The organism is Azospirillum formosense (genome assembly GCF_040500525.1).
Taxonomy (GTDB): Bacteria; Pseudomonadota; Alphaproteobacteria; order Azospirillales; family Azospirillaceae; genus Azospirillum; species Azospirillum formosense_A.
This window is the reverse complement of the sequence record NZ_CP159402.1, coordinates 1581814-1602487: the sequence shown is the minus strand read 5'-3', so window position 1 is coordinate 1602487 and position 20674 is coordinate 1581814. Positions and strand designations below refer to the sequence as shown.

Genomic DNA, 20674 nt, shown 5'->3' with positions numbered 1-20674 from the left:
ATGGATCTGAATTCCGCCCAGGTGGTCGGGGCCGCGGCGAAGGCTCACGACATCACGATGTGGGGCCTGTTCTGGCAGGCCGACATGATCGTCAAGGTCGTGATGCTGATGCTGCTGGTTGCCTCGGTGTGGTGCTGGGCCATCATCATCGAGAAGCTGATGCGCATCCGCCGCCTCAACGCGCAGGCGGACGCCTTCGAGGAGAGCTTCTGGTCCGGCGGCTCGCTGGACGCCCTGTACGACCGCATCGGCCAGAACCCGGCCGACCCGATGTCGGCGACCTTCGCCGCCGGAATGCGCGAGTGGCGCCACGCCGCCGACCGCGGCATCGGCTCCATGAAGGGCTCGCTGCAGCAGCGGGTCGAGCGCGTCATGTCGGTGACCATCGGGCGCGAGATGCTGCGCGCCGAGCGCTACATGACCTTCCTGGCGTCGGTTGGCTCGACGGCCCCCTTCATCGGCCTGTTCGGCACGGTGTGGGGCATCATGAACTCCTTCACCTCCATCGCCGCGTCGGGCAACACCAGCCTCGCCGTCGTCGCCCCCGGCATCGCCGAGGCGCTGTTCGCCACGGCGCTGGGTCTCGTGGCCGCCATCCCCGCCGTGATCTCGTACAACAAGTTCACCACCGACCTCGGCCGCTACGCCGACCGGCTGGAGACCTTCTCGGGCGAGTTCTCGGCGATCCTGTCGCGCCACCTCGAGGAGCGGGGAGCCGCCTGACATGGGAGCCCAGCTCGCAGGAAAGGGCGGCCACGGACGGGGCCGCCGCCGCGGATACCGCGCGATGGCCGACATCAACATGACGCCCTTCATCGACGTCATGCTGGTGCTGCTGATCGTCTTCATGGTCGCGGCACCGCTGCTGACCGTCGGCGTGCCGGTGGATCTGCCGAAGACCAACGCCGCCCCGCTGGAGGCGCAGAAGGACCCGCTGTTCGTGACCGTCCAGTCCGACGGCCGGGTCTATGTGCAGGAGACGGCGGTCGAGACGGCCAACATGGTGCCGCTGCTGATCGCCGTGACCAACAACAACCCAGACGCCCGCATCCTGGTGCGCGGCGACGCGAAGATCGCCTACGGCAAGATGCTGGAGGTGATGGGCACCATGAGCGCCGCCGGCTTCAAGAAGGTCGGGCTGGTCGCCGAGATGCCCAGCGGGCCGGGCGCCACCGGGCCGCGCGTCGGCGGCTCGGCGCAGCGCTGAGACGCCACGGCGAGTTGAAGGCTGACCCATGCGCAAACCCCTGATCGCCTCGGCAACGCTGCACGTCGCGCTGGTCGCGCTGTTCGTGCTCGGCATGCCGCCCAGCGATCGCAAGCTGGACATCCCCGAGTCCATCCCGATCGAGATCGTGGACATAGGCGAGGTGACCCAGGCCGCGCGCGTCGACAAGGGCGAGCCGAAGCCGTCGGCTCCCAAGCCGCCGGTCCCCGAGGCCAAGCCGAGCCCGCCGGCCCCCGCGCCGCCGGAGCCGGCCAGCGAGCCCCCGCCCCCGCCGCCGCCCCGGCCCGAGCCGAAGGTTCCGGAGCCGCCCAAGGTCGCCCAGGTGACGCCGCCCCCGGCGCGCGAACCGCCGCCGCCGCCCAAGCCGACTCCGCCCCCGCCGCCGCCCGATCCGGAGCCGGCCCCAGTGGTCAAGCCGCCCGAGCCCAAGCCGGAGCCGAAGCCGCAGCCCCCGAAGCCGGAGCCGCCCAAACCGGAACCGCCGAAGCCTGAGCCTCCCAAGCCCGAGCCCCCGAAGCCGGAGCCGAAGAAGCCCGAGCCGCCGAAGCCGGAACCGGCCAAACCGGAACCGCCCAAGCCCGAGCCCAAGAAGCCCGAGCCGACCAAGCCGGAGCCTCCGAAGGCCGAGCCGAAGAAGCCGGAAAAGCCGCCGGAGAAGACCGACGCGCTGGCCGACCTTCTGAAGAACGTTCAGAAGAACGCCCCGGCCAAGCCGGCGGCGTCGGAGAGCAAGGCCGACGCCAAGCCGACCCAGCAGGCCGCCGCATCGGCGGCGCCATCAGGGGCGGCCAAGGCGGTGAACGGACCCGACAAGCCGTTCAAGCCGTCGGGCCGCGCCATCGACGGTATCCGCGGCGCGGTGAGCAAGAACTGGAACTTCGACCCGGGCCGCAAGGACGCCGGGAACATGCAGGTGGAGATCATCGTTGAGCTGGGCCGCGACGGTTCGGTCCTCAACGCGACGATCAACGAGAGGTACCGCTCCCGCTACATGTCGGACGCGGCCTTCCGGGCATCGGCCGACGCCGCGCTGCGCGCGGTGAAGCGGGCCAGCCCCCTGCCCATCAGCGAGTTCTCCAGCGACTTCACGCCCGCCCGGTATGAAGAGTGGCGTTACTTCGTGTTCAATTTCGACCCGAGGGACATGTTCTGACGATGACGAAGAAGACGAGGCTCCTGCTGAAGGCCGCCGGTTGCGCCGGCGCCCTGCTGCTCGCCCTCGGCGTCGCGGCGCCCGCCCCGGCCCGCGCCGAGGTGCGAATCGACATCACCAAGGGCGTGGTCGAGCCGCTGCCGATCGCCATCACCAGCTTCGCCGGTGCCGGCGGGCGCGAGGCGCAGGTCGGCTCGGACATTTCCAAGGTGGTCGCCGCCGATCTGGAGCGGTCGGGCCTGTTCCGGCCGCTTGACCCCAAGGGCTTCCTGCAGACCCCCGACCAGCTCCGCTCCGGCGAGCCGCGCTACCAGGACTGGCGCGCCGTCGGCGCCCAGGCGCTGGTCGCCGGCAACACCACCGCCATGGGCGACGGCCGCATGAAGGTCGACTTCCGCCTGTGGGACGTGGCCGCCGGCCAGTACATGCAGGGGCTGAGCTACACCGCGACCGCCGACAGCTGGCGACGCATCGCCCACATCGTCGCCGACGCCATCTACAAGCGGCTGACCGGCGAGGAGGGCTACTTCGACACGCGCATCGTCTATGTGGCCGAATCCGGCCCGGCCAACGCGCGCAAGAAGCAGCTCGCCATCATGGACCAGGACGGTGAGAACCACCAGTTCCTGACCGACGGCAAGAATCTGGTCCTGACGCCGCGCTTCTCGCCGGCGACCCAGGAAATCACGTACATGTCGTACTTCAACAAGAAGCCGCGCGTGTACCTGTTCAACATCGACAGCGGCCGCCAGGAAGTCCTCGGCGACTTCGTCGGCATGACCTTCGCCCCGCGCTTCTCGCCGGACGGCAACAAGGTCATCATGAGCATGGCGCAGAACGGCAACACCGACATCTACACCCTGGACCTGCGGACGCGCCGCCAGACCCAGCTCACCGATTCGCCGGGAATCGACACCGGTCCCAGCTACTCGCCGGACGGCCAGCGCATCGTCTTCGAGTCGGACCGCGGCGGCAGCCAGCAGCTCTACATCATGAACGCGGACGGCTCCGGGCCGAAGCGCCTGACCTTCGGCGAGGGCCGCTACGGCACGCCGGTGTGGTCGCCGCGCGGCGACCTGATCGCCTTCACCCGCCAGCGGGGCAGCAACTTCGCGCTCGGCGTGATCCGTCCGGACGGCACCGGCGAGCGCATCCTGACCGAGTCGTTCCACGTGGAAGGCCCGACCTGGGCGCCGAACGGCCGGGTGCTGAGCTTCTTCCGCGATGTTCCGGCCGGCGATGGCCGCGGGCGAAGCGCGAAGCTCTACACGATCGACGTGACCGGCGCAAACGAACGCCGTGTGATCACTCCGCTCGACGGCTCCGATCCTGCATGGTCGCCCTTGATTCCCTAGTGGAGTAGCCCTATTTTGCGCGCGCAAGAACGACGCTCAAGACGAAGGCCGGAGGTCGGTACTTCCGTCGGGGTCTGGCGGAAGTCGGCGGCGTTCTTCCTCCACAATCCGGTCAAAACACATCGTGTCGCTTAGGGGGTCATTTAACATGCGTATCAAGTATCTGAGCCTGATCGCCGCCGTCGCTCTGGTTGCCGCTTGCGAAACCGCTCCGAAGGATGCCGGCAACGCCAACGCCACGGGCGCCGCCACGTCCAGCCAGATCCGTCCGGGCTCGCAGGAAGACCTGGTCGTCAACGTCGGCGACCGCGTGTTCTTCGGTCTCGACCGCTACGACCTGGCTCCGGAGGCTCGCGCCACCCTGGACCGTCAGGCTTCCTGGCTGAAGCAGTACCCGAACGTCACCGTGACCATCGAAGGCCACGCTGACGAGCGCGGCACCCGCGAGTACAACCTCGCCCTGGGCGAGCGCCGCGCCAACTCGGTGAAGAACTACCTCGTCGCCGGCGGCATCAACGCCTCGCGCGTCAAGGTCATCTCCTACGGCAAGGAGAAGCCGGCGGTCCTCGGCTCGAACGAGGCCTCCTGGGCGCAGAACCGCCGTGGCGTGACCGTCGTCGACTAACGACGGCGCCCGTCCGGGTTCCAACGGAAACGCCGCTCCGGAGCAATCCGGGGCGGCGTTTTTCGTTTGGGGCGTCGGGGGAGGGGCTTTGAGCCTGGCGAGACCTTGCCCCCCACCCCGATCCTCCCCCGCTTCGCAGGGGAGGGGGCCTTATGCGAAGCGGCATCCGTTCCCTCCCCTGCGAAGCGGGGGAGGGGTAGGGAGGGGGCAGAACGCAAAAAGCCACGCAAGCCGGGAAACGGCTGCGCTTGAGCATTCTCGAAGAAATGATGAAGGGGGAGGATGGTGCTGCCAGAGAGGATTGAACTCTCGACCTCTCCCTTACCAAGGGAGTGCTCTACCACTGAGCTACGGCAGCGCCGGGACGGTGATGCTGGCCGGGAAGAACTTGCGGCCAACCGTCGAAGTGGCGCGGGTTATGCCACAGGCTTTGCCGCGATGCAAGCGGGTAAGTGCCATTTCGGCAAAGAAAAATGGGCGGGGAAATCCCCGCCCATGAACACCCCCGGGAACACGTCCGGGATCGCGCCTTTGTTCCCGTCGGTCAGCCGGCGCCGGCCTCGCCCGAGGTGCCTCCGAAGGCGCTGGGCGGCGGGAGGACGGCCTCGGCGCGGAAGTCGGGGACGATGTTGGAGAGGATCGTCATCACCCGCTCGGCATCGCCGGCCCGCGCCGCCGTCTGCAGCTCGCCCAGGGCGCGGTTGATGAGGGCGTAGTCGATGACCCGCGGCGAGGCGAGGAACACGCCGTCGGCCTCGGTGCGCGACGGCGCCTCCGCCGAGGTCAGGATCTCCTCGAACAGCTTCTCGCCGGGGCGCAGGCCGGTGAACTCGATCTTGATGTCCTCGCCGGGCCGGTAGCCGGCCAGCCGGATCATCTGCCGCGCGAGGTCGACGATCTTCACCGGCTCGCCCATGTCGAGCACCAGCACCTTGCCGCGCTCCTCCGCGCGGGCGACGCCGTGGGCCGAGGCCTGGAGCACCAGCTCCACCGCCTCGCGCACCGTCATGAAGTAGCGGCGCATGTCGGGGTGGGTGACGGTCAGCGGGCCGCCCTTGGCGAGCTGGCGGGTGAACAGCGGCACCACCGACCCGCTGGAGCCCAGCACGTTGCCGAAGCGGACGGTCATGTAGCGGGTGGCCGTCTCGCTGCCGTCTCGCGGCGGCAGCATGTCCAGCGCCTGGCAATAGCATTCGGCGAAGCGCTTGGTGGCGCCCATCACGCTGGTCGGGCGGATCGCCTTGTCGGTGGACACCAGGACCATCGCCTGGCAGCCGTTGGCCCGCGCCGCGTCGGCGACGTTGCGGGTGCCGATGACGTTGGTCAGCGCGCCTTCCGCCGGGTTGGCCTCGACCAGCGGCACATGCTTCAGCGCGGCGGCGTGGAAGACCATGTGCGGGCGCTGCGCCTGGAACAGGCGGAAGATGCGGTCGCGGTCGCGCACGTCGGCGATCACCGCCTGGAGCGCCAGGGCGGGGAAGCGCTCCCGCACCTCCATCTCGATGCTGTAGAGGTTGAACTCCCCGGCATCGACCAGGGTCAGCGTCTCCGGTTCGAGGGCGGCGATCTGGCGCACCAGCTCGCTGCCGATGGTGCCCCCCGCGCCGGTCACCACGACGCGCCGTCCGGTCACCAGACTGGCGATGGCGCCGCGGTTGAGAACCGCCTGGGGCCGGCCCAGCAGGTCCTCCAGCGCGATCGGGCGCACCTCGATCTTGCCTTCGCCCAGCGCCGACTTGAACTCGGTCAGGCTGGGCAGGCGGGCCATGGACAGGCCGAGCGATTCCGCCTGCTCCAGAAGATCGCGCAGGACGGTGCCGGGCACGTCGGCCTGGCCCTTGGCGACGATCAGGCGTTGCGGGCGGTCGCCGCGCTGCGCCAACTCCTCGACCACGCGGGGCAGGTCGTCGGGGCCGCCCAGAACGGGCACGCCGCGGATGGCGTGGCCGATGCGCCGGTTCTTGTCGTCCAGCAGGCCGACCGCGCGGTAGGCGGCGCCGGCGTTCTGGTCCAGCGAGCGGATGAACAGCTCCGCCGCGTCGCTGACGCCGAGCAGAAGCACCGGGATGCGCGGAACGCCCCCCGAGGCCGGATCGTGGAGGCCGAGACGGCGGTCTTTGATAAGCCGGTAGGCGAAGCGCGGCCCGCCCAGCAGGACGAGCTGCACGAACCACAGGATCACCGGCAGGGAGCGCGGCAGGGAGTCCAGCCGGGTCAGCAGGAACATCACCGCCAGGAAGCACAGCACCACCATCGTGACCGCGCGCAGAAGCTGCGCCAGATCGGGAACGGAGGCGTAGCGCCAGATGCCGCGGTACAGGCCGGAGAGGCGGAAGACCACCGCTGCGATCAGCACCAGGATGGGAAGGCCCGTCAGCAGCGGGTCTCTGTATTCGTCGAACGCCTGCTGGCCCACGCGCAGATACAGCGCCACAACCAGGGAAACGGCCGTCATCGTCAGGTCGTGCAGGTAGACGAGGGACGCCCGCGGGGACGGGATGCGCATGCGCTTTACCTTGGAATATCGCTTTGCCGGGGCCGTTCCCTTTCGGGCAACCCGCGGCCATGATGGCCGTTCAGCCGCGCACAGCTTTGAACCATTCGGCGGTCAGGCGCAAGCCATACGCAGGGTAGCAGGGCGGGCGCCAGTTCAGGGCACGGCGGATGGCCCCATCGTCAATCACCAGCGAGCCGGCGACGCGGTCGAGCATGGCCTCGCGCCGGGCCAGCCGCGCGGCGAGCGCCAGCAGGGACGGCGGCACGGGCAGAAGGCGGGCGGGCTTTCCAAGCGCCTCCGCGATGGCGCGCACCAATTCCGCCGTGGACATGGGACGCCCGTCATGGACCAGGAACCGCCCGCCCGCCGCCTGCGGGTGGGTCAGGCACTCCTGGATGGCGTCGGCGAGATTGCCGACGAAGATCAGGCTGCGCCGGTTCTCCAGGGCGCCCAGCGGCAAGGGGATGCCACGGTCGACCGCCTGCATCAGCCGCAGGAAGTTGCCGCCCACGCCGGGCCCGTAGACCAGCGGCGGACGGATCACCGCCACCTCCAGCCCGGTGCGGGTGGAGATCTCGGCCAGGGCGCGCTCCGCCTCCAGCTTGGAGATGCCGTAGGGGGAGTGGGGGTCGGGCTCCGTCTCCTCGCTCAGCTCCTCCGGGCGGCTCTCGTCGGCCAGCGCCTTGACGCTGCTGAGATAGACCATCCGCTTGACGCCCGCCGCCGCGGCGGCCTCGGCGAGCACGCGGGTTCCGGCGGTGTTGACGCGGCGGAAGGCCGCCAGCGGGTCGGACTCGCGGTCGCGCATGACGTGGACGCGGGCAGCCAGATGGACCACCGCGTCCATGCCCTGGAGCGCGTTGCCCCAGGCGGTGGCCGGGCCGATATCGCCGATGGTGACGGTCTCCGCGGCGCGCGGGACCTGCATATCGGCACGGCGGACCACGGCGCGCACGCTGTGCCCGCGCTCCACCAGCAGGGGAATGACCGTCCGCGCGACGAAACCGGTGGCCCCGGTGACCAGGACGCGCATCACGCCGCCGCCCGAACAGGGCGCGCCAGCAGCGCCAAGAGCATCACGACGGCCACCGCTCCCGCCGGCAAGACCGTCCAGCCGAGCGCCAGCGACGCCACGGCCAGCAGCAGCAGCGCGGCGTTCAGCGCCAGGACCAGCCGAACCACCTGGGCGTGGTTGCGCCCGCGCTGGGTGGCCTTCTGATAGAAATGCTCGCGGTGGGCTTGCCAGACCTTCTTCCCCTCGGCCAGCCGGCGCAGCAGGGTGATGGTGGCGTCGGCCAGGAAATAGGCTGGGATGAGCAGAGCCGCGACCCACAGCCCCGAGGCCGCCAGGACCAGAAGCAGCCAGCCCAGCGTGAAGCCCAGCGGCACGCTGCCGACGTCGCCCATGAAGAGCTTGGCGGGGTGCCAGTTCCACACGAGGAAGCCCAGCGCCGCCCCCGCCGCGGCCAGCCCGTAGAGCGCCAGCGCCGGGTCGAGCGCGGCGAGCGTGGCGACCAGCGCCAGCCCGGCGCCGATGGACGCCGCCTCGCCGCCGGCCAGCCCGTCGATGCCGTCCATGAAGTTGAACAGGTTGACGAACCACAGCCAGCCGATCGCGGCCACCAGCCGGTCCGCCCAGAAGGGCAGCAGGCCCTGGAAGACCAGCCCGTCTCCGGGAAGCGCACCTCCGGGAAGCGCGGTCAGCCCCGCGACCACCGCGGCGATCTGGGCGAGGAATCGCGGCGCCGGCCCCAGCCCGCGCCGGTCGTCCATCCAGGACACCGCCATCAGCGCGACCGTCCCGGCCAGGATCGGCAGCGCCCGCAGCGGATGGTCCGCCGTCACGGCGATGAGCGTCCAGGCGGGGATGAGGGTGAGCATCACGCCCCAACCGCCGCCGCGCGGCGTCGGGATGGAGTGGCTGGAGCGGTCGTTCGGGTGGTCGAGGATCGCCTTGCGCCGCAAATAGGCGAGCACCCGCCCGGTGAGCAGCCAGGACAGCGCGAAGCTGCCGCCAAGAGCGAGGCAGAGGGCGAGAAGCGGAGCCGGAGAGCTGGTCATGATGCCTCCGCGACCGGGGCCATGTTGGTTCGGCTGGATTGCAGCAGGCGATGGTACAGTTCGACCGTCTTCGCGCCGACCCGATCGGACGCCATGTCGGATTCGACCAGACGCCGGCTGGCGGCGCCGAAGCGCCGGCGCAGGGCGGCGTCGCGCACCAGAACCTCCAGCGCCTCGGCCAGGGCCGCGGCGTTGTCGGGCGGGACCAGCAGGGCGTTCTCGCCGGCGTGGGCCACCTCCCGGCAGCCCGGCACGTCGGTGGCGACGATGGCCCGACCGCAGGCCGCGGCCTCCAGCAGGCTCTTCGGCAGCCCCTCGCGGCGGGAGGCCAGCACGGCGATGTGGCAGCGCGCCCAGATCTGCCGCACGTCGGCGCTGTGGCCGGGCAGTTCGACGCCGGGCAAGGCGGCCCAGCGATCCAGTTCGGCCTGCGTCACGGAGGTCGGGTTCTCCGGATCGGGCGTGCCGGCCAGGAGCAGCCGGACGTCCATCCCCTTGGCCCGCAGCGTCTGCTGCGCCTCGACCAGCGGGCCGACGCCCTTGTCGGCCAGCAGGCGGGCGACGCAGCCGACCGTCACCGGCGGCTCCGGCGGCTCGGGAAGAACCTGATAATGGGCGGTGTCGACGCCGGAGCCGCGGATGATCCAGGCCCGCTCGTCGGGCAGCAGTCCGGCGGCCACCAGCGTCTGGCGGTCGTCCTCGTTCTGCAGGATGGTCAGGCTGTTCGGGCGCTTCAGCACGGTGCGCAGCAACGGGCGGGCCACGGCCCCGGCGATGCGGGACTTCAGGCCGCCGGTGCCCAGGAAGGCGGAACCCAGCCCGGTCAGCGCGTTCACCACCGCCGGCACCCCGGCCAGCCCTGCGGCCAGCCCGCCCAGCAGCACCGGTTTCATGGCGACATGGTGGACCAGATCCGGGGCTTCCCGTCGGTACAGCGCGGCGATCTCCGCCACCGCGGACAGCGCGCCCGCCGGGTTGATGCTGCGCCGCTGCCAGGACAGCGGCAGCACGCGAAAGCCCTCAGCCTCGATGCGGAGGCCGTGCTTGTCGACGCGGGTGGCGACGGCGACCTCGAACCCGGCCTCGCGGGCGGCGCGGGCCATGGGCAGGCGGTGGGACCAGAAATACCAGTCCTCCGTCACCAGATAGATCAGCTTGCGGCCGGCGTTTGCGGGTCTGCTGCTCACGGGGCGGGCCTCAGGCAATGCCGTGATAATCCTTGTACCACGCGATGAAGCGGGGCAGGCCGACGTCGATCGGCGTCTTCGGCTCGTAGCCCAGGTCGCGGCGGCTGACCTCGATGTCGGCGGTGGTCTCCGGCACGTCGCCCATCTGCAGCGGCTCCATGACCTTCACGGCCTCGCGGCCCAGCGACTCCTCGATGATGCCGATGAAGCGCATCAGGTCCTCGGTCCGGTTGTTGCCGAGGTTGTAGACGGCGTGCGGTGCGCCGTTGCCGTCCGGCCGCGCCGGATGGTCCAGCGCCGCCAGCACGCCCGCCGCGATGTCCTCGACGAAGGTGAAGTCCCGCTTCATCCGCCCTTCGTTGAAGACGCGGATCGGGCGGCCCGCCATGATCGCGTCGGCGAACAGGTACGCGGCCATGTCCGGACGCCCCCAGGGGCCGTAGACCGTGAAGAAGCGCAGCCCGGTCGCCGGGAACTTGTAGAGGTGGCAGTAGGCGTAGGTCATCATCTCCGCCGCCTTCTTGGTCGCGGCGTAGATGGACATAGGGGAGTCGACGCGGTCCTCGACCGAGAAGGGCATCTTCTTGTTGGCGCCGTAGACCGAGGAGGTCGAGGCGTAGACGAAATGCTTCAGCTTCGGCATGCGCCGCGCCGCCTCCAACAGCGCCACCTGACCGGTGACGTTGGCGTCGACGTAAGCGTACGGGTTCTCCAGCGAATAGCGCACGCCGGCCTGGGCGGCCAGATGGACCACGCCGGTGACGTCGGCGAAATCGGGGTCCAGCGCCTCGACGGCGGTGCGGTCGGACACGTCGGCCTTGACGAAGCGGAAGCCGGGACGGGCGGAGAGGCGGGCCAGCCGGGCTTCCTTCAACGCCACGGAATAGTAGTCGTTGAGGTTGTCGATCCCCAACACCGTCTCGCCGCGATCCAGCAAGGCCGCCGCGACGTGCGAGCCGATGAAACCGGCCGCGCCGGTGACCACGATCGTCATATCCACCACCCTTGACGGGCGCGCGCCGGCCAGACCCAGGGATGAAAGGAATGCGCGCGCCTCCAGCCCGTCTTATGCCCGAGCCGATGGTCGGATGCCAGCCCGCAAACAGCGCCCGCCGCTTGACAGCCGCCGGGCGCACCCGATCTACTGCCGCAACCTTAATCACGTTGCCGAGCCGGACAGCCATGCCGCCGAAGAAGAATCCCGCGAACCTCAACCCGCTCCAGCTCAAGACGCTGACCCTCCTCCAGGAACTCGCCCGTCTGGAGCAGAAGCCGGTCGAGGGCGAGGAGGGCGCTTTCCAGGTCACCAACCTGCCGCACGCCCACGGCAACCATTTCCATCTGGGCAGCGCCGTCGTCGCCTCGCGCGATGCCACCGGCCTGACCAACGAGGCCGTCTGGACCATCCTCGAGCGCAAGGGCATGCTGCGCCGCGACGCCGGTTACGGCGTGGTGACCGCCGAGGGCATGGCCTACGAGACGGGCCTGCGCGACAGCATCCTGCACCGCTCCGACCACTGAGCGAGGGCGCGCGCCGTGTGCGGCATCTGCGGCTTCCTGGCCGGCCCGGCCCTCGAGTCCGGGCTTGAGGCCACGGCACGGCGCATGGCCGACACCATCGCCCACCGCGGCCCCGACGGGGACGGCGTGTGGGCCGATGGGGAGGCCGGGATCGCGCTCGGGCACCGGCGGCTCGCCATCGTCGAGCTGTCGCCGCTCGGCCGCCAGCCGATGGAATCGGCCGACGGGCGCTGGGTCATCGCCTACAACGGCGAGATCTACAATTTTCAGGATTTGCGGGCGGAACTCGAAGCCGCCGGCCACCGGTTTCGCGGCCATTCGGACACCGAAGTGCTGCTTGAGGGCTGCGCCGCCTGGGGCGTCGAACGCACCGTGCGCCGTCTGGTCGGAATCTTCGCCTTCGCCCTGTGGGACCGCCGCGAGCGCACGCTCTTCTTGGTGCGCGACCATCTGGGGGTGAAGCCGCTCTATTGGGCGCGGATGGGCGGGGCGCTGCTGTTCGGTTCCCAGCCCAAGGCGCTGCGCGCCCACCCGGCCTTCGCGGCGGAAATCGACCGCGACGCGCTGTCCGCCTATCTCCGTTTCAGCTACGTCCCGGCGCCGCACAGCATTTACCAGGGCGTCCGCAAGCTGGAGCCGGGCAGCATCCTGACCGTCCGTCCCGGGCGCGAGCCGGAGCGCACCGTCTATTGGGACGCCGGAGCGGCGGCGCGGGCCGGCATCGCCGACCGGCTGTCGCTGTCCGATGCCGAGGCCGCGGACGCGCTGGAAGCGCTGCTCAAGGACGCGGTCGGGCGGCAGATGATGGCCGACGTGCCGCTGGGCGCCTTCCTGTCGGGCGGGATCGACAGCTCCACCGTCGTCGCGCTGATGCAGGCGCAGAGCGCGCGGCCGGTGCGCACCTTCACCATTGGCTTCGGTGAGGACGGCTACGACGAGGCGGTGCACGCCCGCGCCGTTGCCGGCCATCTCGGCACCGAGCACACCGAGCTTCGGGTGGAGCCCCGCCACGCGCTGGAGGTCATCCCCAAGCTGGCCGACTGGTACGACGAGCCCTTCGCCGACAGCTCGCAGATCCCGACGCTGCTGGTGTCGGAGATGACCCGGCGCTCCGTCACCGTGGCCCTGTCCGGCGACGGCGGGGACGAGCTGTTCGCCGGCTACAACCGCTATCTCACGGCGCCCGCCCTGTGGCGGCGCATGGCGTCGCTGCCCGCCGGGCTGCGCCGTGGCGCCGCCGGGCTGATCCGCGCCGTCCGGCCCGCCGGCTGGGACGCGCTGGCCGGGCTGATCCCCGAGGGGCGGCGCCCGCGCCAGACCGGCGACAAGCTGCACAAGCTGGCCGGGGTGCTGGACGCCGCCGGACCGGATGCCATCTACCGCCGGCTGGTCAGCCAGTGGCAGGACCCCGACGCGCTGGTCCACGGCGGCCGGGAGCCGCATGGCCCGGCCTGGGACGACGGGCTGGCCGCGGGTATCCCCGATTTCGTCGAGCGCATGCAGCATCTCGACAGCGTCACCTACCTGCCGGACGACATCCTGGCCAAGGTGGACCGCGCCAGCATGGGCGTGTCGCTGGAGGCGCGCGTGCCGCTGCTCGACCACCGGGTGGTGGAGTTCGCTTGGCGCGTGCCGCCGGCGCAGAAGCTGCGCGACGGCAAGGGCAAGTGGCTGCTGCGCCAAGTCCTGTACCGCCATGTCCCGCCGGCCCTGGTGGAGCGGCCCAAGGCCGGCTTCGCCATTCCGCTGGACGGCTGGCTGCGCGGCCCGCTGCGCGACTGGGCGGAGGATCTGCTGGACGAGGGGCGGCTGCGCCGGGAGGGCTTCTTCGACCCCGCGCCGATCCGCGCCTGCTGGGCGGAGCATCTGGCCGGGACCCGCAACAACCAGCACCGGCTCTGGAGCGTGCTGATGTTCCAGGACTGGAACCGCCGCTGGGGCAGCGCCGCCGCCCCGGCCCCGCTTGCCGCGAGCGCCGCATGACGACCGACGAGACGACCAAGACTTCCCCCGCCCCGCCTCCCGCCGTTTTGCCGAAAAAGGACGACAAGCAGGACCGGCTCGCCGCCCGCCTGCGCGAGAACCTGCGCAAGCGCAAGGAGCAGGCGCGCGGGCGGGAGAAGGACGGCCAGCCGGGCTGACCGTCGCAAGGCCTGTGACGCATTTGCCGCATCGGTCCGGTTCCACGCGCACGGTATCGTTGCCGCCGATCCGGAACGGGGCAGGGCGGGGCCATGGTGGTTGAGTCGGCGCGGGGGCGCCTGTGGGGCTATGGCTGCATCGTCGCCTCCGCCCTGCTGTTCGGCGTGGCCGGGACGGCGGCCAAGATGATGTTCGTCGCTTCCATGCCGCCGCTGGTGATGATCGCGGCGCGCGCCATGGTGTCGGCCGCCGTGCTGGCCCTGATCATGCTGGCGCTCGGCCGGCCGATCCGGGTGCGGCGGGCGGACCTGCCGTTCCTGGGTGAGTTGGCGGTATGGCTGACGCTGGTCAACCTGACCTTCTTCTACGCCATCGCGCTGACCAACGTGGCGCTGGCGTTGATGCTGGAATACACCGCGCCCATGCTGATCGTGGCCGCCGGGCTGTTGCTCGGCACCCACCGGATGAACCGGGCGGTGGCGCTGATCCTGGCCGGCAACGCCGCCGGCTGTTTCCTGCTGGTCGGCGCCTACGACCCGGCCCTGTGGTCGGGCAACGCGCTTGGGGCGGCGGTGGGGATGCTCTGCGCCGTGTGCTTCGCCGCCTACAACGTCCGTTGCGCCCACGGCCACCGGCGGGGGCTGGACAGCTGGTCGATGACCTTCTGGCCCTTCTTCCTGTCGGCGCTGTTCTGGCTGCTCGCCACCCCCGCCATTGATTACGCCACGGTCGAGGTGACCTGGGAGACGGTGGGCTTCGTGCTGTTCATCGGCGTGTTCGGCACGGTGGCGCCCTACTGGCTCTATCTGGAAGGGCTGAAGACCATCGAGCCGTTCCCGGCGACGGTGATCGGCATGCTCGATCCCGTCTTCGCCGGGGTGACGGCCTTCCTTCTGCTGGGCGAAACCTTCGAGCCGCCCCAACTGGCCGGGATGGCGGTGGTCTGCGCGGTGATCGTCTTCCTGAAGCGCAACGAGTCCGCCGTGCAGGCTATTCCCCGTCCCGCCGCAGAGCCTTCCTGAGCCAGATCTGCGTGTGCCCGGGCGGGTAGCCCTCCATCTCCGCCCAGACCTCGTAGCCCTGCTTGCGGTAGAAGCCCGGCGCCTGGAAATCATAGGTGTAGAGGCGCGACCAGCGGCAGCCGCGCTTCACCGCCTCCTCCTCGGCCGCGGCGAGCAGGCGGGCGCCGAGCCCGCCGCTGCGCCGTCCGTCATGGACCCACAGATAGTCCACATACAGCCACTCCCAGTTCGTGTAGCCGGTCAGCCCGGCCATCAGCGCCCCGTCCGCGTCGCGGACGGTGATCATGATCTCCTGGAGGTCGTAGGGGGCGGTGAAGCGCTCGTTGAAGGCGCGCAGCTCGCCGTGGATCTGCTTCACCTCGTCCGGGTCGAGCCGTCCGGAGAGGGAGAGGGTCAGCCCGGCCATCATGCCGTCCCGGGCGCTGTCCTGTGTCACGCGGTCAGTCCTTTCAAATGCGGCGCGAGAAGGGCTTCCATGAGAAAAAGCCTCAATTCCTTCCCTTGAGCGCGCCCGCATGCTCCGCTACAACGCCTGACAGATTCAATCCCCGTAAGACCCGAGGAGTCCGCCGACGATGGGCCTGTCGCCGGACCTTCGGACCCGCAAGATGGCCTAATCCGCCGGGCTTCGGCCTTTTCGACAGCATCAGACCGGACAAGACAGCTTCATGGACAAGATCCGCATCCGCGGCGGCAAGCCCCTTCACGGGTCGATCACGGTCGGGGGCGCCAAGAACGCGGCGCTGCCCCTGATGACCGCGGCGCTCCTCACCGACGGGACGCTGACGCTCACCAACCTGCCGATCCTCGCGGACATCAACACGCTGTGCAACCTGCTGCTCCAGCACGGCGTCGCCATCCACATGGCCGGGGCGGGCGGGGATTGCGCCGGCCGCGTGGTGGAGTTCACCGCCCGCGACATCACCAACACCACGGCCCCCTACGACCTCGTTCGCAAGATGCGGGCGAGCGTCCTGGTGCTCGGCCCGCTGCTCGCCCGCTGCGGCGAGGCCAAGGTGTCGCTGCCCGGCGGCTGCGCCATCGGCGCGCGCCCGGTGGACCTCCACATCAAGGGCCTGGAGGCCATGGGGGCCGACATCCGCATCGAGGGCGGCTACATCGTCGCCAAGGCGCCGAAGGGCGGCCTGCGCGGTGCGGAGTATGTGTTCCCCAAGGTGTCGGTGGGCGCCACCGAGAACCTGCTGATGGCCGCCACGCTGGCCCGCGGCACCACCGTCCTGGTCAACGCCGCCCGCGAGCCGGAGGTCACCGACCTCGCCGAATGCCTCGTCAAGATGGGCGCGAAGATCACCGGCATCGGCACGGACCGCCTGACCATCGTCGGCGTCGACCGGCTGAACGGCGCCCGCCACATGGTGGTGCCGGACCGCATCGAGACCGGCACCTACGCCATGGCCGCGGCGATGACCGGCGGCACGCTGGACATCCTGAACACCCGCCTGGACCTGATCAAGGCGGCGGTGACGGCGCTGGTCCCGGCGGGCGTGGAGTTCACCGAGATCGAGACCAACGGCCAGACGGGCATCCGGGTGTCCCGCGCCAACGGCGAGCTGGTCGGCGTGGACGTGATGACCGAGCCCTATCCCGGCTTCCCCACCGACCTTCAGGCCCAGATGATGGCCCTGATGTGCACGGCCAGGGGTGCAGGCATGATCACCGAGACCATATTTGAGAATCGGTTCATGCACGCGCCCGAGCTGACCCGCATGGGGGCCCGCATCACGGTGCACGGTTCCTCCGCCCTCGTCCGGGGTGTGGAGCGTTTGACCGGCGCGCCCGTTATGGCGACGGATCTCCGCGCGTCGGTGTCGCTGGTCCTGGCCGGTCTTGCGGCGGAAGGGGAGACGACGGTCAACCGCGTCTACCACCTCGACCGCGGCTACGAGCGGCTGGAGGACAAGCTGGCGGCCTGCGGCGCGGACATCGAACGCATCCGGGCGGAGGACGACTGACGGCGTCCTCCGCCCGTCCAGCCGTCCACAGCGAAGGGAAGCCCACGAGGATGCCCATGTCCGCCACGCCGATCCGCCTGCGCGCCCAGGATGCCGAGGATCTGAAAGTCGTCTCCGCCTGCCTGCAGGACGCCATCCTGCCGATCGGCGACATGTGCTTCCTGCCCGAAGAGGCGCGCTTCGTGCTGGTGGCCAACCGCTTCAAGTGGGAGACGGCCGACAGGCGCCGCCCCGGCCCCTCCGCCGACGACGACCACCTGACCCCCTTCGAGCGCGTCAATTGCGGCGTGCGGATCGAAGGGGTGAAGGCCGTGAAGCTGCGCGGCCTCGACGTGAAGAACCGCGCGCAGATCCTGGAGCTGCTCTCCGTCGAGGCGGCCGACGGCGCCCTGGTCCTGAATTTTGCCGGCGGCGCCTGCATCCGGCTGGAAAGCCCGTCCTGGACCTGCTTCGTGGAGGATCTGGGCGAGCCATGGCCCACCGGCTGCAAGCCCTGCCATCCATTGGAAGACGAACAATAACCGGGAGACCGCCATGAAGGCGCGGGTGAAGTGGGTTGATGGGCGGATGTTCGTCGGCGAGTCCGGCAGCGGCCACGCCGTGGTCATGGACGGCGCGCCGGAGGCGGGCGGGCGCAACCTGGGCATCCGCCCCATGGAGATGCTGCTGATCGGCATGGGCGGCTGCACCGGCTTCGACGTGGTGATGATCCTCGAGAAGGGCCGTCAGGCCGTCACCGGCTGCGTGGCCGAGATCGAGGCCGAGCGCGCCGAGACCGATCCCAAGGTCTTCACGAAGATCCACGTCCATTTCGTTGTCACCGGGCGCGGCCTGGACCCGGCGAAGGTGGAGCGCGCCATCGCCCTGTCGGCGGAGAAATACTGCTCCGCCTCCATCATGCTGGGCGCCACCGCCGCGATCACCCACGATTTCGAGATCGTCGAGGCACCGTAAGGACTGCGGCGCCAGCGGAACCGGCGGGCTCCGCGCGGGTTTGGACAGCGTCGACGCTTGTCCCAGCCCACGGAGCCACGCCGCCATGCCCATCAACCCCCTCGCCGGCCGCAACCGGCCCGTCGTCGTCGTCACCGGAGCGTCCGCCGGGGTCGGGCGGGCGACGGCGCTCGCCTTCGCGCGGGAATGGGGGGCGGCGGTCGGGCTGATCGCGCGCTCCCGCGACGCGCTGCAGGACGTGGCGGCGGAGATCGAGCGGCTCGGCGGCACGGCGCTGGTGCTGCCCGCCGACGTCGCCGACGCCGACGCGGTGGAGGCCGCCGCCGCCGAGGCCGAGCGGGCGCTCGGTCCCATCGACGTCTGGGTCAACAACGCCATGGTGACGGTGTTCGGGCGCATCCGCGACCTGACGCCGGAGGAAGTCCGGCGGGTGACCGAGGTGACCTATCTCGGCTCCGTCCACGGCACGATGGCGGCGCTGCGCCGCATGCTGCCGCGCGACCGCGGCCTCATCCTGCAGGTCGCGTCGGCGCTGGCCTACCGCTCCATCCCGCTCCAGGCCGCCTATTGCGGGGCCAAGAGCGCCATCCGCGGCTTCATCGACAGCCTGCGCTCCGAACTGATCCACGACGGCAGCCGCCTGCAGGTGACCATGGTCCATCTGCCGGCCGTCAACACGCCGCAGTTCGACTGGGCGCGCAGCCACATGCCGCGCCGGGCGCGGCCGGTCGGCGCCATCTTCGACCCGGACGACATCGGCCGCGCCATCGTCCGGGCCGCGGCGGACCCGAAGCGGGAGCACTGGCTGGGCTTCACCACCGCCGAGGCGATCCTCGGCACGCAGGCGCTTCCCGCCTACGCCGACTACCGGGTGGCCTTCACCGCCTTCGAGGGACAGGAAACGGAGGAGGCGGAAGCACCGGACCGGCCCGACAACCTGTTCGAGCCGGTGCCCGGCCTTCACCGCACGCACGGGCGCTTCACCGGTCAGGAGGAGCGCCTGTCGCTGAGCACGACGGGAACCGCGGCGCGCGGCTTCGCCTTCCTCGCCGGCCTCGCGGTGGTCGGGGGAATCGGCTATGCCGCGCGCGCGGCCCTGCGGAAGGAGCGCGCCTGATGGCGGCGACGGGTCAGGGCGTGATCAGCTTCAGCCCGAGGATGCCCGCCACGATCAGCGCGATGCAGCCGAGCCGCAGGATGTCGGCGGATTCCCCGTAAAGCAGGATGCCCAGAACGACGGTGCCTACCGTCCCGATGCCGGTCCACACGGCGTAGGCGGTGCCGAGCGGCAGCGACTTCAGCGCCATCCCAAGCAGGGCGAGGCTGATGACCATCGACGCGACGGTCAGGGCGGTGGGAATGGGGCGGGTGAAACCTTCCGTCTGCTTCAGGCCGACGGCCCAGCCGATTTCAAAGAGGCCGGCGAAGAACAGGATGACCCAGGACATGAAACACCTCCGATGGATTGGAGGCAGGGTCGTCCCCGCCGAACTCCCCACGCCCGAAGCGGGCGCGCCGTGGTGAGGTCGTCCTCACGGGAGGGCGACCGGGATATAGGGAGGCGGGCGGTCCGGTCAAGCCCCGTCCCAGCGGTGGCCGCTGTCGGTCTCGCACAGCACGGCGACCTCGCGGCGGGGGCAGCGGCGGTCGTCCAAGGGCAGGAACGCGAGGCCGGGCGCCGGGCGCTCGCGCGTGGACGATTGCGGCGGGGAAGGGGATTGAGGGGGCGTTGCGGTGTGGCGGGTCATGGCGGTCACCAGGGTGGAAGGGTCGTTCGCTCCACTCTAGCCGCAGCGTTTCCCCCACGCTGTGGCCGGCCTCACAGCTCGGGTCAGGCCCGCTTTCGCTCCGTCGCGTCCTTGGGCAGGAACTGGCGGCAGGTCAGGACCGGCCCGATCTCGTAGCCGTTCACGCGGGGGAAGCGCTGGGCGATGCGGTCCAGCGCCTCCTTCTGGTTGGCGGCGACGACCAGATAGGCCCGCCCGTCGCGCCAGGAGGCGGCCATGGCGCCGCTGGTGTAGAGCGCGTCCGGGGCGCGCCGCACCGTCACCTCCCAGATGGTTCCGGGCCGGGCCTCCAGGCGGTCGAAAACGTGGAAGAGTTCCATCGGCGCCTGCTGGGCCGCGTCGAGTTGCCGTTCCAGGATTTCGGCCTGCCGCTTGGCCTCGGCCAGCGCCTCCTCCAGCCCGCCCAGCGTTCCGCGCGCCGACTCCAGGGTCTTCCGGCCCTCCTGGAGGCGCTGCTCCATGGTCCGGATGTCCTTTTCGGCGGTGGCGATCTCGCCGCGCGCCGCGCGGACGCGACGCTCGCCCATCCGGTTCACCAGGACGCTGGCGGCCAGCAGCAGCAGCGACGCGTAGAGGATGATCGCCGTCATGGGGACACCGGCCGTGCGCTGTCGTTGGCCCCGCTTCCGGCCGGGATCAACGGGATCGCTTCCGGCCGCGAGGACAGCACCCCGTTGCGCGCGCTGAAGGCGCGCTGGAGCATCGCCGCCGCCGCGTCCGGCGTGTCGGCCCAGACGCGGGCGATGTTCCGGCGATCCCAGATCGCCCGCGCGAACAGCATGCGCCGGGGATCGAGCCGGGCGAAATCCGGGAGGGTGCGCAGTTCGCTCTCATAGCGCTGGGCGCCGCTCTGCGCGTCGCCGACCTCGTGCACCAGGGCGATCTTGGAAGCCTTGACCGACGCGATCAGCCCGGTCAGACGCCCGCGCTCGGCGGTCAGGCGATCGAGGGCCTCCTGCCTTGCGGCGCTTTCGGCCCGGGTGTCCTCGATGCGGCGGTCGAGGGCGGCGAGGTCGGCGGCCTGGGCCTCCAGCTTCCGCCGCAGCAGCGCCTTGCGGCTGCCGGTTGCGGTCAGGCGCGAGGCCTCGTAGACCACGGCCAGGCCGAGCGCGCCGACGCACAGGACCAGCACGGCCAGGGCGAAGGTGTCCATGTTCATCGCGTCACCA

23 protein-coding genes and 1 tRNA gene are annotated in these 20674 nt (G+C 70.5%); 13 read left to right on the top strand and 11 right to left on the bottom strand.

Annotation, left to right across the window (positions count from 1 at the left end; genetic code table 11):
• The 5 genes from tolQ to pal all read left to right on the top strand — a co-directional run bounded on the left by tolQ (position 1) and on the right by pal (position 4361).
• A complete protein-coding gene (gene tolQ / locus ABVN73_RS07645; protein ID WP_114861982.1) occupies positions 1 to 723 on the top strand; it encodes a protein TolQ in 723 nt (240 codons plus the stop codon).
• A 1-nt stretch (position 724) separates the two neighbouring features.
• Positions 725 to 1207: a protein TolR gene (gene tolR / locus ABVN73_RS07640; RefSeq protein WP_014240514.1), complete on the top strand. Its 483-nt coding sequence runs from the start codon at positions 725 to 727 to the stop codon at positions 1205 to 1207.
• Positions 1208 to 1235: 28 nt separating this feature from the next.
• Positions 1236 to 2381: a hypothetical protein gene (locus ABVN73_RS07635; RefSeq protein WP_353857492.1), complete on the top strand. Its 1146-nt coding sequence runs from the start codon at positions 1236 to 1238 to the stop codon at positions 2379 to 2381.
• Positions 2382 to 2383: 2 nt separating this feature from the next.
• Positions 2384 to 3736 (top strand): Tol-Pal system beta propeller repeat protein TolB, encoded by a 1353-nt coding sequence (gene tolB, locus ABVN73_RS07630; protein ID WP_353857491.1) that lies wholly within the window; start codon positions 2384 to 2386, stop codon positions 3734 to 3736.
• A 148-nt stretch (positions 3737 to 3884) separates the two neighbouring features.
• Positions 3885 to 4361, top strand: coding sequence for a peptidoglycan-associated lipoprotein Pal (pal, locus tag ABVN73_RS07625; protein ID WP_109069629.1), 477 nt, complete (start codon positions 3885 to 3887; stop codon positions 4359 to 4361).
• 283 nt (positions 4362 to 4644) lie between these two features.
• Here pal and ABVN73_RS07620 read toward each other — a convergent pair.
• The 6 genes from ABVN73_RS07620 to ABVN73_RS07595 all read right to left on the bottom strand — a co-directional run bounded on the left by ABVN73_RS07620 (position 4645) and on the right by ABVN73_RS07595 (position 11100).
• Positions 4645 to 4719 (bottom strand) — tRNA-Thr (locus ABVN73_RS07620).
• A 186-nt stretch (positions 4720 to 4905) separates the two neighbouring features.
• Positions 4906 to 6867, bottom strand: coding sequence for a nucleoside-diphosphate sugar epimerase/dehydratase (locus ABVN73_RS07615; protein ID WP_353857490.1), 1962 nt, complete (start codon positions 6865 to 6867; stop codon positions 4906 to 4908).
• Positions 6868 to 6937: 70 nt separating this feature from the next.
• Positions 6938 to 7891, bottom strand: a complete 954-nt coding sequence (locus ABVN73_RS07610) for an NAD-dependent epimerase/dehydratase family protein (RefSeq protein WP_353857489.1) — start codon at positions 7889 to 7891, stop codon at positions 6938 to 6940.
• On the bottom strand, positions 7891 to 8919 hold the full coding sequence (locus tag ABVN73_RS07605) for a glycosyltransferase family 4 protein (protein ID WP_353857488.1): 1029 nt from the start codon (positions 8917 to 8919) through the stop codon (positions 7891 to 7893). Before ABVN73_RS07605 ends, ABVN73_RS07610 begins: the two co-directional genes overlap by 1 nt.
• Entirely contained in the window at positions 8916 to 10106 is a 1191-nt protein-coding gene (locus ABVN73_RS07600; RefSeq protein ID WP_353857487.1) for a glycosyltransferase family 4 protein, read from the bottom strand. The genes ABVN73_RS07605 and ABVN73_RS07600 overlap by 4 nt, the downstream gene beginning before the upstream one ends.
• Before the next feature lie 10 nt (positions 10107 to 10116).
• Positions 10117 to 11100, bottom strand: a complete 984-nt coding sequence (locus tag ABVN73_RS07595) for an SDR family NAD(P)-dependent oxidoreductase (protein WP_353857486.1) — start codon at positions 11098 to 11100, stop codon at positions 10117 to 10119.
• Between the two features lie 188 nt (positions 11101 to 11288).
• Here ABVN73_RS07595 and ABVN73_RS07590 point away from each other — a divergent pair, with 188 nt between their 5' ends.
• The 4 genes from ABVN73_RS07590 to ABVN73_RS07575 all read left to right on the top strand — a co-directional run bounded on the left by ABVN73_RS07590 (position 11289) and on the right by ABVN73_RS07575 (position 14791).
• Complete coding sequence (locus tag ABVN73_RS07590; RefSeq protein ID WP_014240524.1) at positions 11289 to 11627, top strand: hypothetical protein; 339 nt, start codon at positions 11289 to 11291, stop codon at positions 11625 to 11627.
• 15 nt (positions 11628 to 11642) lie between these two features.
• The gene (gene asnB, locus ABVN73_RS07585; protein ID WP_353857485.1) at positions 11643 to 13610 is read left to right on the top strand and encodes an asparagine synthase (glutamine-hydrolyzing); all 1968 of its coding nucleotides are present in this window, start codon (positions 11643 to 11645) and stop codon (positions 13608 to 13610) included.
• The gene (locus ABVN73_RS07580) at positions 13607 to 13768 is read left to right on the top strand and encodes a hypothetical protein (protein ID WP_353857484.1); all 162 of its coding nucleotides are present in this window, start codon (positions 13607 to 13609) and stop codon (positions 13766 to 13768) included. The genes asnB and ABVN73_RS07580 overlap by 4 nt, the downstream gene beginning before the upstream one ends.
• A gap of 93 nt (positions 13769 to 13861) precedes the next feature.
• A complete protein-coding gene (locus tag ABVN73_RS07575) occupies positions 13862 to 14791 on the top strand; it encodes an EamA family transporter (RefSeq protein WP_353857483.1) in 930 nt (309 codons plus the stop codon).
• Here ABVN73_RS07575 and ABVN73_RS07570 read toward each other — a convergent pair.
• A complete protein-coding gene (locus tag ABVN73_RS07570) occupies positions 14760 to 15227 on the bottom strand; it encodes a GNAT family N-acetyltransferase (protein ID WP_353857482.1) in 468 nt (155 codons plus the stop codon). The two genes, ABVN73_RS07575 and ABVN73_RS07570, sit on opposite strands and share 32 nt — an antisense overlap.
• A gap of 232 nt (positions 15228 to 15459) precedes the next feature.
• Between ABVN73_RS07570 and murA the strand changes: the two genes are divergently transcribed.
• The 4 genes from murA to ABVN73_RS07550 all read left to right on the top strand — a co-directional run bounded on the left by murA (position 15460) and on the right by ABVN73_RS07550 (position 18835).
• Complete coding sequence (gene murA / locus ABVN73_RS07565) at positions 15460 to 16764, top strand: UDP-N-acetylglucosamine 1-carboxyvinyltransferase (RefSeq protein ID WP_353857481.1); 1305 nt, start codon at positions 15460 to 15462, stop codon at positions 16762 to 16764.
• A gap of 56 nt (positions 16765 to 16820) precedes the next feature.
• Positions 16821 to 17285 carry a DUF2948 family protein gene (locus tag ABVN73_RS07560; protein ID WP_353857480.1) on the top strand — a complete coding sequence of 155 codons (465 nt, stop codon included), beginning with the start codon at positions 16821 to 16823 and terminating at the stop codon, positions 17283 to 17285.
• A gap of 13 nt (positions 17286 to 17298) precedes the next feature.
• Positions 17299 to 17718 carry an OsmC family protein gene (locus tag ABVN73_RS07555; RefSeq protein WP_353857479.1) on the top strand — a complete coding sequence of 140 codons (420 nt, stop codon included), beginning with the start codon at positions 17299 to 17301 and terminating at the stop codon, positions 17716 to 17718.
• Positions 17719 to 17803: 85 nt separating this feature from the next.
• Entirely contained in the window at positions 17804 to 18835 is a 1032-nt protein-coding gene (locus ABVN73_RS07550; RefSeq protein WP_353857478.1) for an SDR family oxidoreductase, read from the top strand.
• Between the two features lie 13 nt (positions 18836 to 18848).
• Here ABVN73_RS07550 and sugE read toward each other — a convergent pair whose 3' ends face one another.
• From sugE to ABVN73_RS07530, 4 genes are all read right to left on the bottom strand, one after another.
• Entirely contained in the window at positions 18849 to 19166 is a 318-nt protein-coding gene (sugE, locus tag ABVN73_RS07545) for a quaternary ammonium compound efflux SMR transporter SugE (RefSeq protein WP_174441782.1), read from the bottom strand.
• 126 nt (positions 19167 to 19292) lie between these two features.
• Positions 19293 to 19466, bottom strand: a complete 174-nt coding sequence (locus tag ABVN73_RS07540) for a hypothetical protein (RefSeq protein WP_353857477.1) — start codon at positions 19464 to 19466, stop codon at positions 19293 to 19295.
• 83 nt (positions 19467 to 19549) lie between these two features.
• Positions 19550 to 20095, bottom strand: a complete 546-nt coding sequence (locus ABVN73_RS07535; RefSeq protein WP_353857476.1) for a hypothetical protein — start codon at positions 20093 to 20095, stop codon at positions 19550 to 19552.
• Positions 20092 to 20664, bottom strand: coding sequence for a hypothetical protein (locus tag ABVN73_RS07530; RefSeq protein ID WP_353857475.1), 573 nt, complete (start codon positions 20662 to 20664; stop codon positions 20092 to 20094). The genes ABVN73_RS07535 and ABVN73_RS07530 overlap by 4 nt, the downstream gene beginning before the upstream one ends.
• Between the last annotated feature and the right edge of the window lie 10 nt (positions 20665 to 20674).

Bases quoted from the DNA above. Each gene is read 5' to 3' on its own strand.
- ABVN73_RS07550 (WP_353857478.1), top strand. From the start codon at position 17,804: ATGCCCATCAACCCCCTCGCCGGCCGCAACCGGCCCGTCGTCGTCGTC.
- murA (WP_353857481.1), top strand. From the start codon at position 15,460: ATGGACAAGATCCGCATCCGCGGCGGCAAGCCCCTTCACGGGTCGATC.
- ABVN73_RS07610 (WP_353857489.1), bottom strand. From the start codon at position 7,891: ATGCGCGTCCTGGTCACCGGGGCCACCGGTTTCGTCGCGCGGACGGTC.
- ABVN73_RS07590 (WP_014240524.1), top strand. From the start codon at position 11,289: ATGCCGCCGAAGAAGAATCCCGCGAACCTCAACCCGCTCCAGCTCAAG.
- tolQ (WP_114861982.1), top strand. From the start codon at position 1: ATGGATCTGAATTCCGCCCAGGTGGTCGGGGCCGCGGCGAAGGCTCAC.
- ABVN73_RS07615 (WP_353857490.1), bottom strand. From the start codon at position 6,867: ATGCGCATCCCGTCCCCGCGGGCGTCCCTCGTCTACCTGCACGACCTG.
- ABVN73_RS07535 (WP_353857476.1), bottom strand. From the start codon at position 20,095: ATGACGGCGATCATCCTCTACGCGTCGCTGCTGCTGCTGGCCGCCAGC.
- ABVN73_RS07540 (WP_353857477.1), bottom strand. From the start codon at position 19,466: ATGACCCGCCACACCGCAACGCCCCCTCAATCCCCTTCCCCGCCGCAA.
- tolR (WP_014240514.1), top strand. From the start codon at position 725: ATGGGAGCCCAGCTCGCAGGAAAGGGCGGCCACGGACGGGGCCGCCGC.
- sugE (WP_174441782.1), bottom strand. From the start codon at position 19,166: ATGTCCTGGGTCATCCTGTTCTTCGCCGGCCTCTTTGAAATCGGCTGG.
- tolB (WP_353857491.1), top strand. From the start codon at position 2,384: ATGACGAAGAAGACGAGGCTCCTGCTGAAGGCCGCCGGTTGCGCCGGC.
- ABVN73_RS07530 (WP_353857475.1), bottom strand. From the start codon at position 20,664: ATGAACATGGACACCTTCGCCCTGGCCGTGCTGGTCCTGTGCGTCGGC.
- ABVN73_RS07575 (WP_353857483.1), top strand. From the start codon at position 13,862: ATGGTGGTTGAGTCGGCGCGGGGGCGCCTGTGGGGCTATGGCTGCATC.
- pal (WP_109069629.1), top strand. From the start codon at position 3,885: ATGCGTATCAAGTATCTGAGCCTGATCGCCGCCGTCGCTCTGGTTGCC.
- ABVN73_RS07595 (WP_353857486.1), bottom strand. From the start codon at position 11,100: ATGACGATCGTGGTCACCGGCGCGGCCGGTTTCATCGGCTCGCACGTC.
- ABVN73_RS07555 (WP_353857479.1), top strand. From the start codon at position 17,299: ATGAAGGCGCGGGTGAAGTGGGTTGATGGGCGGATGTTCGTCGGCGAG.
- ABVN73_RS07635 (WP_353857492.1), top strand. From the start codon at position 1,236: ATGCGCAAACCCCTGATCGCCTCGGCAACGCTGCACGTCGCGCTGGTC.
- ABVN73_RS07560 (WP_353857480.1), top strand. From the start codon at position 16,821: ATGTCCGCCACGCCGATCCGCCTGCGCGCCCAGGATGCCGAGGATCTG.
- ABVN73_RS07605 (WP_353857488.1), bottom strand. From the start codon at position 8,919: ATGACCAGCTCTCCGGCTCCGCTTCTCGCCCTCTGCCTCGCTCTTGGC.
- ABVN73_RS07580 (WP_353857484.1), top strand. From the start codon at position 13,607: ATGACGACCGACGAGACGACCAAGACTTCCCCCGCCCCGCCTCCCGCC.